Source organism: Citrobacter sp. wls827, from assembly GCF_005280875.1.
Classification (GTDB): Bacteria; Pseudomonadota; Gammaproteobacteria; order Enterobacterales; family Enterobacteriaceae; genus Citrobacter; species Citrobacter youngae.
This window is the reverse complement of the sequence record NZ_SZWR01000019.1, coordinates 143,479-158,775: the sequence shown is the minus strand read 5'-3', so window position 1 is coordinate 158,775 and position 15,297 is coordinate 143,479. Positions and strand designations below refer to the sequence as shown.

Here is a 15,297-nt window from a genome sequence, read left to right as displayed (position 1 = left end):
CCCGGAAGAAATCTTCCGGGGGCTTTCTCATACGCTCATGCACCACTGGAAGATTTAAATGTCTCCCAGCACACATCGCCTGAAAGACTAGTCAGGATGATGGTGATGATGGTGATTAAATTGAGCGCGTGTCATAAATTTTCTCGATGAATGCTTATTCATTTGATGTCTTTTAACCTAAACCACTTTAGCCACGGAAAGCAAGGGCTTTTTTTGATCATTAATTCATTTCATATTGATACTATGAATTGTCAGCCACCGTGGGCTGGCGTAGCCTTGGGTTATAGGCCAAAAGTCAGGAGAAAAGGCATGAAAAAGGTCGCAATTGTCGGATTAGGTTGGTTAGGCATGCCATTAGCCATGTCTCTGGCGGCCAGGGGCTGGCAGGTTACCGGCAGCAAAACCACATTGGATGGGGTGGAAGCGGCCCGAATGAGCGGTATTGAAAGCTACTCGTTGCGCCTGGAGCCTGAACTGGTCTGTGAACCTGACGATCTCGATGCGCTAATGGATGCGGATGCGCTGGTCATCACCCTGCCTGCACGCCGTAGTGGCCCGGGTGAGTCGTTTTACTTGCAGGCAATGCAGGAACTGGTCGACAGTGCGCTGGCGTATCGTATTCCACGGATTATTTTTACCAGCTCTACCTCAGTTTATGGTGATGTGCAGGGGACAGTAAAAGAGGGCACACCACGCAATCCGGTCACGGCGAGCGGTCGTGCCCTGAAAGAACTTGAAGACTGGCTGCACAATCTGCCGGGAACGTCGGTGGATATTCTGCGCCTGGCAGGCCTTGTGGGACCGGGCAGACATCCCGGTCGCTTTTTTGCGGGTAAAACAGCACCAGATGGACAGCATGGCGTCAATCTGGTGCATCTGGATGACGTGGTTTCTGCTATCACGTTGCTGCTACAAGCGCCTAAAGGGGGACACATCTATAATATATGTGCGCCTATGCATCCGGCACGCAATGTGTTCTACCCCCAGATGGCTCGCCTGTTGGGGATGGAAGCACCGGATTTCCGGGACGGAGTGGATAACGGTAAAGGTAAAGTCATTGATGGCAACCGAATTTGCAATGAGCTTGGGTTTGAGTACCAGTATCCCGATCCGCTGGTGATGCCGATGGAGTGACAGATCAGCAGAGTGTCGCTGTATACCGCCAGGGGGCGAGTATGAAACCACTGCTGGATGTTCTGATCATTCTTGATGCGTTAGAGAAAGAGGGGAGTTTCGCGGCGGCGTCCGCAAAATTGTTTAAGACGCCGTCAGCGCTGAGTTATACCGTCCACAAACTGGAAAGCGATCTCAATATTCAGTTGTTGGATCGCAGTGGACACCGGGCCAAATTTACCCGTACCGGACAGATGCTGCTGGAAAAGGGACGCGAGGTATTACATACCGTGCGCGAACTCGAAAAGCAGGCCATCAAACTGCATGAAGGATGGGAGAATGAACTGGTTATCGGCGTAGACGATACCTTTCCCTTTTCGCTTCTTGCCCCGCTTATCGAATCTTTCTATCAACACCACAGCGTGACGCGTCTTAAATTTATCAATGGCGTATTGGGCGGCTCCTGGGATGCCCTGATTCAGGGCCGGGCCGATATCATTGTGGGTGCCATGCGTGACCCACCCACAGCGAGTGACTTTGGTTTTGCGCGTCTGGGGGTGCTTGAACAGGTTTTTGTTGTTGCCCCCCATCATCCACTGGCGCAGGAACCGGAACCGTTGAGTCGTAGAACGATCAAACGTTTTCGCGCCATTGTGGTCGGCGATAATGTGCATCCCGCGAACGTATCGGCTTCTCAGCTACTTGACGATCAGGAAGCCATCACCGTTTTTGACTTCAAAACCAAACTGGAACTGCAGATAAGTGGTTTGGGGTGTGGTTATATTCCGCGCTATCTGGCACAACGATTTCTGGACAGCGGGGCCCTGATTGAGAAGAAAGTTGTCGCGCAGATTCTGTTTGAACCCGTGTGGATTGGCTGGAACGAGCAGACCGCGGGATTAGCCAGTGCATGGTGGCGGGATGAAATTTTAGCAAATAGTGCTATCGCGGGTGTCTATGTAAAAACGGTTGTCGATAAATCAATCGGTTAGAAAAAAATATTTTTTGACAAGGCTCTCATTCTCTTGTCATTTCGCCCTAATTTAGTGCACAATGCGCCGCTTGCAAAAAATGAGATTAACCGACGTTTTAATACGCGTCGGTTATTTTTTTGCATCAAACCAATCATTCATAAAAGAGGCCGGGCTTCGTACCGGATAGATACTTACTTAAAAATCGACAGTTGTTGTCGCTGAGGATTAACAAAAAATGGGGCAATTTTTTGCTTACGCGACGGTTTCCGCCGTAATGGAGGATAACCATGTCGCATAACGCTACTCCAAACACCTCTCGCGTGGAATTACGTAAAACGCTTACGCTGGTTCCGGTTGTCATGATGGGCCTTGCCTATATGCAGCCGATGACGCTGTTCGATACATTCGGTATCGTATCAGGAATGACCGATGGTCACGTCCCGACAGCTTACGCCTTTGCACTGATCGCCATCCTTTTTACCGCACTGAGCTACGGTAAACTGGTGCGTCGCTATCCGTCTGCAGGCTCTGCCTACACTTACGCCCAGAAATCCATTAGCCCGACCGTTGGCTTTATGGTGGGTTGGTCATCACTGCTGGACTACCTGTTCGCACCGATGATCAACATTCTGTTGGCGAAAATCTATTTTGAAGCTCTGGTGCCGTCGATACCGTCATGGATTTTCGTGGTAGCACTGGTGGCCTTTATGACCGCTTTTAACCTGCGCAGCCTCAAATCTGTCGCGAACTTCAACACCGTGATCGTGCTGTTGCAGGTCGTGTTGATTGCGGTGATCCTCGGCATGGTCGTTTATGGCGTGTTCGAAGGGGAAGGGGCGGGTACGCTGGTGAGCAGCCGTCCGTTCTGGTCAGGTGACGCACACGTGATTCCAATGATCACAGGGGCTACTATCCTGTGCTTCTCGTTCACTGGTTTCGACGGTATCAGCAACCTCTCTGAAGAGACCAAGGATGCTGAGCGCGTGATCCCGCGTGCAATTTTCCTGACCGCACTGATTGGTGGCCTGATCTTTATTGTCTCCACTTATCTGTTGCAGTTGTATTTCCCGGATATCTCTCGCTTCAAGGACCCGGATGCTTCACAGCCTGAAATCATGCTGTACGTAGCCGGTAAGTTCTTCCAGGTCGGTGCGCTGATTTTCTCCACCATTACCGTATTGGCATCCGGGATGGCGGCGCATGCTGGCGTAGCGCGTCTGATGTACGTGATGGGGCGTGACGGTGTATTCCCGAAAAGTTTCTTCGGTTATGTACACCCGAAATGGCGTACTCCGTCCATGAACATCATCCTGGTTGGCGCGATTGCCCTGCTGGCAATCAACTTCGACCTGGTGATGGCGACGGCGCTGATTAACTTTGGTGCGCTGGTGGCGTTTACCTTCGTTAACCTGTCGGTAATCTCCCAGTTCTGGATCCGTGAGAAGCGTAACAAGACGCTGAAAGACCACTTCCAGTATTTGTTCCTGCCGATGTGCGGTGCGCTGACCGTGGGGGCGCTGTGGGTGAACCTGGAAGAGAGCTCTATGGTTCTGGGGCTGATCTGGGCTGGTATTGGTCTGATCTACCTGGCTTGTGTGACCAAGAGTTTCCGCAACCCGGTACCGCAGTACGATGAAGATATCGCGTAATAACCTAATCTGACATCGAAAAACCGGAGACATGTTCTCCGGTTTTTTTATTCCTCTGCTTTATTTCCAGCCAATATTAATAACCGTTAGTTCTAAATTAGAGAATTTGGTTATTGGTTCTGAACCCGTTAGTCATTAATAATTTCCTGACTAATATACTTCTGGCTAATTAATTTATGTTTTCAATGATCTTAAGCGGGCTCATCTGTGGCGCGCTGCTTGGCTTTGTCATGCAACGTGGACGATTCTGTCTGACGGGCGGCTTTCGCGATATGTATATTGCGAAAAACAATCGTATGTTCTATGCGCTACTGATAGCCATCTCTGTGCAAAGCGTGGGTGTCTTTGCGCTGATTCAGGCGGGTGTACTCAGCTATGATGCCGGCCCCTTCCCATGGCTGGGAACCGTTGTTGGTGGTTATGTCTTTGGTATCGGAATTGTTTATGCGGGCGGGTGTGCTACCGGAACCTGGTATCGTGCAGGAGAAGGGCTTATCGGTAGCTGGATTGCGCTGTTTACCTATATGGTGATGAGTGCGGTGATGCGCTCTACGCATGCGAGTGGGCTGAATCAGGCGCTGAAAACCTACAGTACTGAGCATAACTCCATTGCCGATACGTTGAGCCTGTCCGTATGGCCACTGATCGCTATTCTGCTGGCGGTTACAGTGTGGGTGGTAGCGAAAGAGCTGAGAAAACCAAAATTGAAAGTCGCTACGCTACCGCCTCGTCGTACCGGCCTTGCGCATATTTTGTTTGAGAAGCGCTGGCATCCATTTGTTACTGCGGTTCTGATTGGGCTGATTGCGCTGTTGGCATGGCCGCTGAGCGAAGCAACCGGACGAATGTTTGGCCTGGGTATCACGTCACCAACCGCCAATATTTTGCAATTTCTTGTCGCAGGCGACAGTAAGTTTATTAACTGGGGAGTGTTCCTGGTGCTGGGCATTTTTATCGGCTCATTTATTGCAGCGAAAGCCAGTCGCGAATTTCGCGTTCGCGCAGCCGACGCACCCACCACGCTGCGTAGCGGTTTTGGTGGTCTGTTAATGGGCTTTGGTGCCAGCATCGCGGGTGGCTGTTCGATTGGCAACGGTCTGGTTATGACGGCGATGATGACCTGGCAGGGATGGGTTGGCCTGGTCTTTATGATTTTCGGTGTCTGGACCGCGTCATGGATTGTGTATATCAGACCGCAGCGTAAGGCAAAACTAGTCGCTGCTGCGGCAAATTAAGCGTAAGGATTTGATGATGGCAATTAAAAGACTGGATGTGGTCACACAGGTTTGTCCGTTTCCACTGATTGAAGCAAAAGCGGCACTGGCTGAAATGGCAAGTGGTGATGAACTGGTGATCGAATTTGACTGTACCCAGGCAACAGAGGCAATCCCGCAATGGGCCGCCGAAGAGGGGCACGTGATTACTGATTATCAACAGGTGGGTGACGCCGCCTGGAGCATTACGGTGCAGAAAGCGTAACCAGGATCCCTCCGCCGTCTGGCGGAGGGCATTTCATCTTCAGACTATCTCTTGCGCATACTGCCAGAGTGATTTCAGTAGCATCAGCTTCTCTTTATTATCAGCATATTGCTGACTCAACATCTGCAATTCATTCGCGTAATTTTGCAAAAACTCCGGTGTGAATACCTGACGACGATGATCCAGCCAGCGTTGCTGCTCCCCCTCATCCAGTGTTCCGGGGAAATTGCGTGCGCGATAATTAAACAGCAGTTTTTCAATGCGCTTGTCGACAAAAGTGATGTCCAGTGCGGGTAAATTTCGAGGTTCGGTTTCCAGAACGATCTTCATTGCGGCGCGGTCGGCATCGCTGAAAAAACCGTTGTATAACTGCGCATCTACGTTATCCGATGGCGCAAAGGGTTCTGCTTCGGCAAAAATAGCCACCACTTTATCGCGCACCTGCGGGTTTTCACGCAGGACTTTAAGATTATCCAGGCAATGCTGGCGGTTAATTCCGAGACGATCGGCATCTTCCGGACGTAACGTATTAGCCTGTGCCAGAACCGGGCATTTGTTGATATGCACCAGTTTAACCGGCACCGCTGCGTTATCCCCCAGATCGGCTTTGGCGGTGTAAAGACGTGCGCGCAGGGTGTCGCTATCCAGTTCAAGCAAGGGAGAAATATCACCCGCTAAGTCGACCATAATAACCGCATTACGATTATCCGGATGCCAGGCAAGCGGGGCAACCCAACTGGTGTTACCTCGCCATGCACCGAACATTCCAGATACATGCACTAAGGGCTTCATTTGCGGGACATCAATCAACGCAGCCAGCTTGTGTTTATTGCGGTGACTGTAGAGATAGTCAAACAGACGCGGCTGACGTGACTTTACGAGTTGCGCCATTGCAATGGTGGCATACACGTCTGCCATCGCATCGTGGGCATTAGCATGCTCAATACCGTTGGCGCGGGTCAGGTGCTCAAGGCGGAAACTGGGTAGACCATCGTCGTTTTCTGGCCAGTTGATCCCTTCCGGTCGTAGCGCATAGCAGGCGCGCATTACATCCAGCAAATCCCAGCGAGAATTGTCGTTCTGCCAGCTCCAGGCGTAGGGATCATAAAAATTGCGATACAGGATATTACGTGTCACTTCATCATCGAAGCGCACATTGTTATAGCCGAGGATACACGTTTTCGGCACGGTAAACAGCGCATGGATACGGGCAGCAAAAGCGGCTTCGTTCTCACCCTTTTCACGTGCTTCTTGCGGCGTAATACCGGTTATCAGTACCGCTTCGGGTTGTGGCAGATAGTCGTCGGCGGGCTTGCAGTAAAAGACTTCGGGATCGCCAATGATATTGAAATCGCTATCTGTGCGGATGGCCGCAAATTGTGCGGGTCTGTCCAGTGCCGGATGGGTACCAAAGGTCTCGTAATCGTGGAAGAGAAAACCAGGTTGCTGCTTGCCGTCATTCATTGTTCAGTTATGTCCGGGATCAATTTAGCGCTTATCTAAGAATACCAAAAAATAGCGCGGTAATCAGCAACGGGATTATCAATGCCCGGCGGTGGCCGCAATAAAATTGCGGTAAACGTGATTAAAATAAAATGAATTAATAGATTTGGGGTTTTAAGGATATTTCATGAAATAAGATAACGTTATTTTGTGAGTACATAAATAAGCTAATTGAGAACTATTATTGTTATTTTTACGTTTGGTAGTGTGTTCTGGAAACTTTAAAACTCTTTTATAAACAATGAGTTTTATTCTTGCCAGTTAACGGAATTTCATTGTAATGAAATGTGAGTAAGGTTAAAAATTAATAATTTAAAGGCCATATAATCATTGGATATATCTAATAACAGGAGGTTATATGAGCATTAGTCGGCGTAATTTTTTGCGGGGTGTGGGTATTGGCTGCTCGGCCTGTGCAATAGGCAGTTTCCCCCCTGGCGCACTGGCGCGAAATTCACCAGAGAGTATTAAAGGGAAAACATCCCTGACGCCGAGTCTGTGTGAAATGTGTTCCTTTCGCTGTCCAATTCAGGCTCAGGTGATTAATAATAAAACAGTTTTTATCCAGGGAAACCCTAATGCCTCTCAGCAAGGCACGCGCGTTTGTGCTCGTGGGGGCAGCGGTGTTAGCCTGATAAACGACCCGCACCGGATTGTTAAACCAATGAAACGCACCGGGCCGCGTGGCAGTGGCGAATGGCAGGTCATTAGCTGGCAACAGGCGTATAAAGAAATTGCCGAAAAGATGGCGGCAATAAAAAATCAATATGGGCCGCAGGGCGTTGTATTCTCCTCTAAATCTGGTTCGCTTTCCGGCCATTTATTTCATTTGGCGACGGCTTTTGGCTCACCAAATACCTTTACGCACGCTTCAACTTGTCCAGCAGGTAAAGCCATTGCCGCCAAAGTGATGATGGGTGGGGATTTAGCAATGGATATCGCCAATACCCGCTATATGGTCTCTTTTGGACATAACCTCTATGAAGGGATTGAGGTTGCTGATACTCATGAATTGATGACCGCACAAGAGAAGGGCGCGAAGATGGTCAGCTTCGACCCCCGGCTGTCGGTATTTTCCAGTAAGGCGGATGAATGGCATGCGATTAAACCGGGGGGAGACTTACCGGTGCTGATGGCGATGTGCCACGTCATGATTACTGAGAAATTGTATGACGCGGGATTCGTTGAACGCTACACAACAGGTTTTGACCAACTGGCAGAGGCAGTACAAGAGGCCACGCCGGAATGGGCACAAAAGTTGGCCGACGTGCCTGCGGATGTCATTACCCGGGTGACTCGAGAAATGGCGGCCTGCGCCCCCCATGCGATTGTCAGCCCTGGTCACCGTGCGACTTTTTCGCAGGAAGAGATCGACATGCGGCGCATGATTTTCACCCTCAACGTGCTGCTGGGAAATATTGAGCGCGAAGGCGGCATGTACCAGAAAAAAGCCGCTGCAACCTACAATAAGCTGGCAGGAGAGAAGGTGGCTCCGGTGCTGGCGAAACCGGATGCCAAACTCCCTAAGCCAACGGCGCAGCGTATTGACCTGGTCGCGCCGCAATTCAAATACATCGCTGCGGGCGGTGGGGTGGTGCAGAGCATTATCGATGCTGTGTTAAACCAGACGCCTTATCCGGTGAAAGGATGGATTATGTCCCGGCATAACCCTTTTCAAACCGTGACCTGTCGGCCGGATCTGGTCAAAACCGTTGAGCAGTTGGATCTGGTGGTGAGCTGCGATGTCTATTTAAGCGAAAGCGCGGCCTATGCCGATTACCTGTTACCTGAATGCACCTATCTCGAACGCGATGAAGAAGTCTCTGATATGTCGGGGCTGAATCCGGCCTATGCGCTGCGCCAGCAGGTCGTTGAGCCTATCGGTGATGCGCGCCCAAGCTGGCAAATCTGGAAAGAGCTGGGTGAGCAATTGGGTCTTGGGCAGTACTATCCGTGGCAAGATATGCAAGTACGCCAGTTGTATCAGCTCAATGGTGACCATGCGTTATCTGCTGAACTGCGCCAGAAAGGGTATCGGGAGTGGGGCGTTCCACTGTTACTCCGTGAGCCTGAATCGGTACGCCAGTTTACTGCGCAGTATCCGGGAGCAGTGGCCGTTGACAATGACGGTACGTATGGCGAACAACTGCGCTTCAAATCCCCATCCGGAAAGATCGAACTTTATTCCGAAGAACTGGAAACTCTCCTGCCGGGCTATGGTATTCCGCGTGCACGCAATTTTGCGCTCAAGGCCGACAATGAACTCTATTTCATTCAAGGCAAAGTCGCAGTTCACACCAATGGCGCGACGCAATATGTCCCATTACTCAGCGAACTGATGTGGGATAACGCGGTGTGGATCCACCCGAAAACGGCTGGAGAAAAAGGGATTAAAAGCGGCGATGACATCTGGCTTGAAAATGCGACGGGTAAGGAGAAAGGCAAAGCGCTGGTCACTGCCGGTATTCGACCCGACACGCTGTTCGTCTATATGGGATTCGGCGCCAAGGCTGGCGCGAAAACCGCAGCGACAACGCATGGGATCCACTGTGGCAACCTGCTTCCGCATGTAACCAGTCCGGTATCCGGCACAGTGGTCCATACCGCTGGCGTTACGCTTCGTCGGGCATGAGAAAGGAGAACATCATGAATCAGTCAACAAATCCGTATGTCATGCTGCATGACGAGAAACGCTGTATTGGTTGTCAGGCGTGCACAGTTGCCTGCAAAGTTCTGAATGATGTGCCAGAAGGTTTTAGCCGGCTGCAGGTGCAGATCCGCTCACCGGAAAACGAACCTGAGGTGCTGTCTCACTTTCAGTTTGTCCGCGTCTCCTGCCAGCACTGCGAAGATGCGCCTTGTGTCAGCGTCTGTCCGACTGGCGCTTCGTTTCGGGACGAAAACGGCATTGTGCAGGTGGACAAGTCCCGCTGTATTGGCTGTGATTATTGCGTAGCTGCCTGTCCGTTCCATGTGCGCTACCTGAACCCACAAACAGGAATTGCAGATAAATGTAACTTTTGCGCAGACACCCGTCTGGACGCTGGACAATCGCCTGCCTGTGTTTCCGTATGCCCTACGGATGCGCTGAAGTTTGGTCGTCGTGATGACCCTGAAATTCAGCACTGGATTCTTCAAAAAGAGGTTTACCGTCAGCAGGATACGCGTAGCGGTGCGGTGAGTATTTTTCGGCGTAAAGAGATTCATCAGGAGGGAAAAGTATGAATTCTATCTGGGGAGCAGAGCTTAACTATGCGCCAGACTACTGGCCGCTGTGGCTCATTTATGCCGGCGTAGTCATTCTGTTGATGATTGCCGGTCTGGTGATGCATGCACTGCTGCGTCGAATGCTGGCACCCAAAACGGCAGCCGGAGAAGAGCACCGTGACTATCTCTACTCATTGGCTGTCCGCCGTTGGCACTGGGGAAATGCGCTGCTTTTTATCCTGCTTCTGCTCAGCGGTTTGTTCGGCCATTTTTCTATCGGACCGGTAGCGCTGATGGTGCAGGTGCACACCTGGTGTGGATTCGCATTACTGGCTTTCTGGATTGGCTTCGTCATGATCAATGCCACCAGCGGCAACGGTAGTCACTATCGTGTGCAATTCAGCGGGTTGATAACGCGTTGCCTGCTGCAAACGCGTTTTTATCTGTATGGGATAATGAAAGGTGAGGCACATCCGTTTGCGGCAACAGCGGAGAATAAATTTAACCCCCTGCAACAGTTAGCCTATCTGGCCATCATGTATGCGTTGGTTCCGCTGTTAATCATTACCGGGTTGCTCTGTCTTTACCCGCAGATTATAGGCGCCGGGCCGGTGGTGCTGGTGCTGCATATGGTGTTGGCGATTGTTGGCATTCTGTTCATTTGTGCACATATTTACCTGTGCACATTGGGTGACACACCGGGGCAAATCTTTCGCAGCATGATTGACGGCTATCACCGTCATCGCAGCCATCATGCAGAAACAGCATCACATAAAGGCTAATCCTGCGCGTATTTTGCAGGGGAAGTCCGTCTGACTTTTTTCTTTAACAGCAAGAAAATGTGCCTTATGTCACATTTTCTTGCAATTTATCCATGTTTGTTCGGCAGAACTTCCGTAAAAAGAACGGCTATTTCTCCTGGTTATGAGGACATGCTGTTGAAACGCCGTTTGTTTATTGCCGCTTCGCTATTCGCGATAAGTTTTTCGTCCGCTTATGCTACTGATGTCGCCAGTTTTGCACCCCGGCCTCCCGCCATCAATGCTGGCGCGTGGGTGCTTATGGATTACACCACGGGCCAAACCCTGACCGCCGGTAATGAACACCAGCAACGCAACCCCGCCAGCCTGACCAAGTTAATGACCGGCTATGTTGTCGATCGCGCGATTGATAGCCATCGCATTAGCCCAACGGATATCGTCACTGTCGGACGTGACGCATGGGCGAAAGATAATCCGGTGTTTGTAGGCTCATCATTAATGTTCCTGAAAGAAGGCGATCGCGTGTCAGTACGCGATTTAAGTCGCGGCTTAATTGTTGATTCCGGCAATGACGCATGCGTCGCGCTGGCGGATTACATCGCGGGTGGACAGCCACAGTTTGTCGCGATGATGAACAGTTACGTTGAGAAGCTGAAGCTTAAAGATACACATTTCGAAACGGTGCATGGGCTGGACGCGCCAGGCCAGCATAGCTCGGCCTACGATCTGGCCGTGTTGTCCCGGGCGATTATTCACGGGGAACCTGAGTTCTACCACATGTACAGTGAGAAGAGTCTTACCTGGAATGGTATCACGCAGCAAAACCGTAACGGGCTGCTGTGGGATAAAACGATGAACATCGATGGCCTGAAGACCGGGCACACATCCGGAGCAGGATTTAACCTGATCGCCTCCGCAGTTGATGGACAACGTCGCTTGATTGCCGTGGTCATGGGAGCCGAGAGCGCGAAAGGGCGCGAGGATCAGGCACGCAAACTGCTGCAGTGGGGGCAACAAAATTTTGATACGGTGCAGGTTTTGCGTAGCGGTAAGCAAGTCGGCGTCGAACGAATCTGGTATGGCGATAAAGAAAAAATTAGCCTCGGTACCGAGCAGGATTTCTGGATGGCGCTTCCTAAGGCTGAAGTCCAGAATATCAAAGCAAAATATGTTCTTGATAAGAAAGAATTGGTAGCGCCTATTGCCGCGCATCAACGCGTGGGGGAAATTGAACTCTATGACAGGGATAAGCTGGTGGCGCATTGGCCACTGGTCACCCTGGAATCGGTCAGTAAAGGCGGCGTATTTTCGCGTCTGAGCGATTACTTCCACCATAAGGTGTAATTTTTCACCCATGCTACTGACTGGCAAGAGTGCGAAACTGCTCACATAATAATCACTATTTCCTTGTGGCCGTAATATACAATAATTACACTGTATATAAATACAGTGTAATGACGGAGGTTATATGGAGTACGAGATAAAGCAGGTCGATAAACGCAGGATTGCTGGTTTTCATATGGTTGGACCGTGGGAGCAAACGGTAAAGCAGGGTTTTGAGCAGTTAGTCATGTGGGTGGATGACAAGCAGATAGTGCCGCTGGAATGGATCGCCGTTTATTACGACAACCCGGATGTTGTGCCTGCTGACAAACTGCGCTGCGATACTGTGGTTTCCGTCGCAGAGAATTTCGAGATCCCAGAGAACAGCGAAGGTGTGATACTGACTGAACTGGCCGGTGGTGAGTATGCTATTGCTGTTGCTCGTGTTGAAAATCATGACTTTGCGACGCCATGGTATCAATTTTTTAATCTTCTGCTACAGGACGCAACATACCAGATAGCCGCCAAACCCTGTTTTGAGATTTATATGAATAATGGCATGGAAGACGGTTACTGGGACATCGAAATGTATGTGCCGGTACAGCCGAAGTAGCTGTTTTTTGTGTAAATCAGGATGAAAGTCCTGGTGATAACGATGATGTTTTCACTAAAAAAGCAGGTACAATTCTGTTCTTTGCTATTCCCTGACGGAGTGGATGAGTGCGTGCCGATAAGTCGCTGAGTCCTTTTGAAATTCGTTTGTATCGTCATTATCGTGTAGTGCACGGTATTCGCATTGCGCTGGCGTTTCTTCTTACTTTTCTGTTGGTTCGCCTGCTGGATATTCCTGAAGGTACGTGGCCTCTGATCACGCTGGTGGTGATTATGGGGCCTATTTCATTCTGGGGTAATGTCGTCCCAAGAGCGCTTGAACGCATTGGCGGGACGATTCTGGGCTCAGTACTTGGGCTGGTTGCTCTGCGTCTCGAACTCCTGTCACTTCCGCTTATGCTGATATGGTGCGCAGTAGCGATGTTTCTCTGCGGCTGGCTGGCCTTAGGTAAAAAACCCTATCAGGCGTTGCTGATTGGTATAACGCTTGCCGTCGTCGTCGGGGCTCCTGCGGGTGACATGAATACAGCGTTGTGGCGCGGTGGCGACGTGATTCTGGGATCGTTACTGGCGATGCTGTTTACCGGCATCTGGCCGCAGCGGGCATTTATTCACTGGCGTATTCAACTGGCGCATTGTGTAACGGGGTACAATCGGGTGTATCAGGCCGCGCTCTCCCCCAATCTGCTCGAGCAGCCCCGACTGGAGAAGCATTTACAACAACTACTGAGTGACGTTGTCAAAATGCGTGGACTCATCGTTCCTGCCAGTAAAGAGACCCACATCCAAAAATCCATCTTTGAAGCTATTCAGACGGTTAACCGCAACCTGGTGTGCATGCTTGAGCTGCAAATCAACGCGCTGTGGGCGACACGTACCAGTCACTTTGTGATGCTGAACGCGCATACCTTGCGTGAAACTCAGCTCAGAACGCAACAAGCGCTACTGACGATCACTCATGCGCTATATGAAGGTAATCCGCAGCCGATACTTGTCAATACGGAAAAGCTCAATGACACCGTGGCGGAGTTGCGCCAACTCATCGCTGAGCATAAAGGCGATAATGTTGCTGAAACACCTATTCATGGCTATGTCTGGTTGAATATGGAGATGGCACGGCAACTGGAATTGCTCTCACATTTGATTTGTCGCGCGCTGCGCAAATAAAGAGCAGATAAGGGGATTGGTTCTACTGCTGCTTCGATTCAGCAAAGATTAAGGGTATGATACTGAAAAAGGCTAAAACCATTGGTAACTACAATGGCTTTACCCTCGATAATTCAGGTTTCAGCCATGCATTATCAATGCAGATGCAACTTGAAGTATGGCGGGCATGAAAGTAATGTTGACCCACTTTAGCCGTTGTTTTAACGAATCCGAATCTCACATTATCAGGGGTGTAAAAATGGAAACTACCAAGCCTTCTTTCCAGGACGTGCTGGAATTTGTTCGTCTGTTCCGTCGTAAAAACAAACTGCAACGTGAAATCCAGGACGTTGAGAAAAAGATCCGTGACAACCAGAAACGCGTCCTGTTGCTGGACAACCTGAGCGACTACATCAAGCCGGGCATGAGCGTTGATGCTATCCAGGGTATCATCGCCAGCATGAAAAGCGACTATGAAGATCGTGTAGATGATTACATCATCAAGAATGCAGAGATCTCTAAAGAGCGTCGTGATATCTCTAAAAAGCTGAAAGCCATGGGTGAAGTGAAAAACGGCGAAGCGAAAGCAGAGTAACGTTTTATGGCAGTAGGGGGCGCTGCTAAGCGGCGACCCCTACTGTAGTTTTACCCCGCCTGTTACCATCCGCAATAAATGCTGCTCAGGCCAGTGAGTTGTCAGTTTTTTCTGTGCCAGCATCCATTTGATGTAATCAACATCATGACGTTTTCTGTCCAGCATCAAACCCACCACGCTGCCGCTGTGCGCAACATTCACCCCGTATAAATCGCACTCTTCTACCAGCGCCAATAGCGAATCGAAATCCGGTTTTGGCAACAACATTTGGCTGGCGATTGCGCTAAGCGTGGCGGCCTCCCCCATCCGATAGGGATTTTGGCTAATACAGGCTTCCTGTACTTTTTCCCATGCGCGTTTAAGCGCGGGAGCACCGGCCTGTAACCCGGGCTGGCGCGGAATGCGGTGATAATCTGCGGTACGTAATGTTTCCGGGCTTTCCAGAACCAACAGGTCAAGCTGGGGCTGCGCTTCACAGGGAATTTGCGTAGAGGCGTCGTTATGATCGAAAAGGGTTAACTGGTGGAAAACGGTGCTGTCGGTAGGTTCAAGAGAAACGCAAAGCTGTGCCAGTGTAGGTTCATCAAGCTGATGACCCAGAAAATGAGCGGTGGCAAGCGCGGTGGCGGCAATATCTGCGGTGCTACTGGCCATTCCTTTCGCAATGGGAATCGTTGACTGGATATCTATACGAATATCCTGACTGATATGCGCCGGGTAGTGCCAGTGCTGCAATAACCGGTCAACCATCGCTCGCGAGAGTGGGCGTTCATCCACTTGTGGTGAACCCGAACTGACCTCAACGGTGCTATACCATTCAACCGGGCAGGAGACCAGCTTCTCACTGCCCAGAATCCAGCCCTGGATAAGTTCCCCGCACGATGCAGGACATTGCGCAACAGCCACGTCTTCACCTTTGTGATCAGCAATCCTCG

The 15,297-nt window shown here is 50.5% G+C and carries 14 protein-coding genes, 1 pseudogene and 1 other annotated feature; of the genes and pseudogenes, 12 read left to right on the top strand and 3 right to left on the bottom strand.

Going from position 1 to position 15,297, the window contains the following annotated elements:
- Positions 1-112: a sequence feature (His leader region), on the bottom strand.
- Positions 88-135, bottom strand: coding sequence for a his operon leader peptide (gene hisL / locus FDX03_RS16130; RefSeq protein ID WP_101741515.1), 48 nt, complete (start codon positions 133-135; stop codon positions 88-90). (Overlaps the previous feature by 25 nt.)
- 174 nt (positions 136-309) lie before the next feature.
- Between hisL and FDX03_RS16125 the strand changes: the two genes are divergently transcribed.
- From FDX03_RS16125 to tsuB, 5 genes and pseudogenes are all read left to right on the top strand, one after another.
- Complete coding sequence (locus FDX03_RS16125; RefSeq protein WP_124021635.1) at positions 310-1,134, top strand: SDR family oxidoreductase; 825 nt, start codon at positions 310-312, stop codon at positions 1,132-1,134.
- A gap of 41 nt (positions 1,135-1,175) precedes the next feature.
- A pseudogene (locus FDX03_RS16120) lies at positions 1,176-2,160 on the top strand (LysR substrate-binding domain-containing protein).
- Between the two features lie 214 nt (positions 2,161-2,374).
- Positions 2,375-3,736, top strand: coding sequence for a putrescine/proton symporter PlaP (gene plaP / locus FDX03_RS16110; RefSeq protein ID WP_040231916.1), 1,362 nt, complete (start codon positions 2,375-2,377; stop codon positions 3,734-3,736).
- A gap of 176 nt (positions 3,737-3,912) precedes the next feature.
- The gene (gene tsuA, locus FDX03_RS16105) at positions 3,913-4,971 is read left to right on the top strand and encodes a thiosulfate utilization transporter TsuA/YeeE (protein ID WP_048212014.1); all 1,059 of its coding nucleotides are present in this window, start codon (positions 3,913-3,915) and stop codon (positions 4,969-4,971) included.
- Between the two features lie 16 nt (positions 4,972-4,987).
- On the top strand, positions 4,988-5,215 hold the full coding sequence (gene tsuB, locus FDX03_RS16100) for a thiosulfate utilization sulfurtransferase TsuB/YeeD (protein ID WP_048212013.1): 228 nt from the start codon (positions 4,988-4,990) through the stop codon (positions 5,213-5,215).
- A 39-nt stretch (positions 5,216-5,254) separates the two neighbouring features.
- Here tsuB and sbcB read toward each other — a convergent pair whose 3' ends face one another.
- Complete coding sequence (gene sbcB, locus FDX03_RS16095; protein WP_137346227.1) at positions 5,255-6,679, bottom strand: exodeoxyribonuclease I; 1,425 nt, start codon at positions 6,677-6,679, stop codon at positions 5,255-5,257.
- A 397-nt stretch (positions 6,680-7,076) separates the two neighbouring features.
- Here sbcB and phsA point away from each other — a divergent pair, with 397 nt between their 5' ends.
- The 7 genes from phsA (at position 7,077) to FDX03_RS16060 (ending at position 14,362) form a co-directional block, all read left to right on the top strand.
- On the top strand, positions 7,077-9,350 hold the full coding sequence (gene phsA / locus FDX03_RS16090) for a thiosulfate reductase PhsA (RefSeq protein WP_137346226.1): 2,274 nt from the start codon (positions 7,077-7,079) through the stop codon (positions 9,348-9,350).
- A gap of 14 nt (positions 9,351-9,364) precedes the next feature.
- The gene (gene phsB, locus FDX03_RS16085; RefSeq protein ID WP_005128061.1) at positions 9,365-9,943 is read left to right on the top strand and encodes a thiosulfate reductase electron transport protein PhsB; all 579 of its coding nucleotides are present in this window, start codon (positions 9,365-9,367) and stop codon (positions 9,941-9,943) included.
- Entirely contained in the window at positions 9,940-10,707 is a 768-nt protein-coding gene (phsC, locus tag FDX03_RS16080) for a thiosulfate reductase cytochrome B subunit (protein WP_005128058.1), read from the top strand. The genes phsB and phsC overlap by 4 nt, the downstream gene beginning before the upstream one ends.
- 150 nt (positions 10,708-10,857) lie before the next feature.
- Positions 10,858-12,030, top strand: a complete 1,173-nt coding sequence (dacD, locus tag FDX03_RS16075) for a serine-type D-Ala-D-Ala carboxypeptidase DacD (protein ID WP_105242165.1) — start codon at positions 10,858-10,860, stop codon at positions 12,028-12,030.
- A gap of 124 nt (positions 12,031-12,154) precedes the next feature.
- Positions 12,155-12,622, top strand: a complete 468-nt coding sequence (gene sbmC, locus FDX03_RS16070) for a DNA gyrase inhibitor SbmC (protein WP_005128054.1) — start codon at positions 12,155-12,157, stop codon at positions 12,620-12,622.
- Between the two features lie 107 nt (positions 12,623-12,729).
- Positions 12,730-13,788, top strand: coding sequence for an FUSC family protein (locus FDX03_RS16065; RefSeq protein ID WP_048212010.1), 1,059 nt, complete (start codon positions 12,730-12,732; stop codon positions 13,786-13,788).
- 238 nt (positions 13,789-14,026) lie between these two features.
- Positions 14,027-14,362 (top strand): DUF496 family protein, encoded by a 336-nt coding sequence (locus FDX03_RS16060; protein ID WP_005128046.1) that lies wholly within the window; start codon positions 14,027-14,029, stop codon positions 14,360-14,362.
- 39 nt (positions 14,363-14,401) lie between these two features.
- Here the strand turns inward: FDX03_RS16060 and FDX03_RS16055 are convergent, their stop codons facing one another.
- Entirely contained in the window at positions 14,402-15,268 is an 867-nt protein-coding gene (locus tag FDX03_RS16055; RefSeq protein ID WP_137346225.1) for an L-threonine kinase, read from the bottom strand.
- Between the last annotated feature and the right edge of the window lie 29 nt (positions 15,269-15,297).

Coding starts and splice junctions, on each gene's coding strand:
- sbcB (WP_137346227.1), bottom strand. CDS start 6,679: ATGAATGACGGCAAGCAGCAACCTGGTTTTCTCTTCCACGATTACGAG.
- plaP (WP_040231916.1), top strand. CDS start 2,375: ATGTCGCATAACGCTACTCCAAACACCTCTCGCGTGGAATTACGTAAA.
- FDX03_RS16060 (WP_005128046.1), top strand. CDS start 14,027: ATGGAAACTACCAAGCCTTCTTTCCAGGACGTGCTGGAATTTGTTCGT.
- phsA (WP_137346226.1), top strand. CDS start 7,077: ATGAGCATTAGTCGGCGTAATTTTTTGCGGGGTGTGGGTATTGGCTGC.
- tsuB (WP_048212013.1), top strand. CDS start 4,988: ATGGCAATTAAAAGACTGGATGTGGTCACACAGGTTTGTCCGTTTCCA.
- phsB (WP_005128061.1), top strand. CDS start 9,365: ATGAATCAGTCAACAAATCCGTATGTCATGCTGCATGACGAGAAACGC.
- sbmC (WP_005128054.1), top strand. CDS start 12,155: ATGGAGTACGAGATAAAGCAGGTCGATAAACGCAGGATTGCTGGTTTT.
- FDX03_RS16125 (WP_124021635.1), top strand. CDS start 310: ATGAAAAAGGTCGCAATTGTCGGATTAGGTTGGTTAGGCATGCCATTA.
- tsuA (WP_048212014.1), top strand. CDS start 3,913: ATGTTTTCAATGATCTTAAGCGGGCTCATCTGTGGCGCGCTGCTTGGC.
- phsC (WP_005128058.1), top strand. CDS start 9,940: ATGAATTCTATCTGGGGAGCAGAGCTTAACTATGCGCCAGACTACTGG.
- dacD (WP_105242165.1), top strand. CDS start 10,858: ATGCTGTTGAAACGCCGTTTGTTTATTGCCGCTTCGCTATTCGCGATA.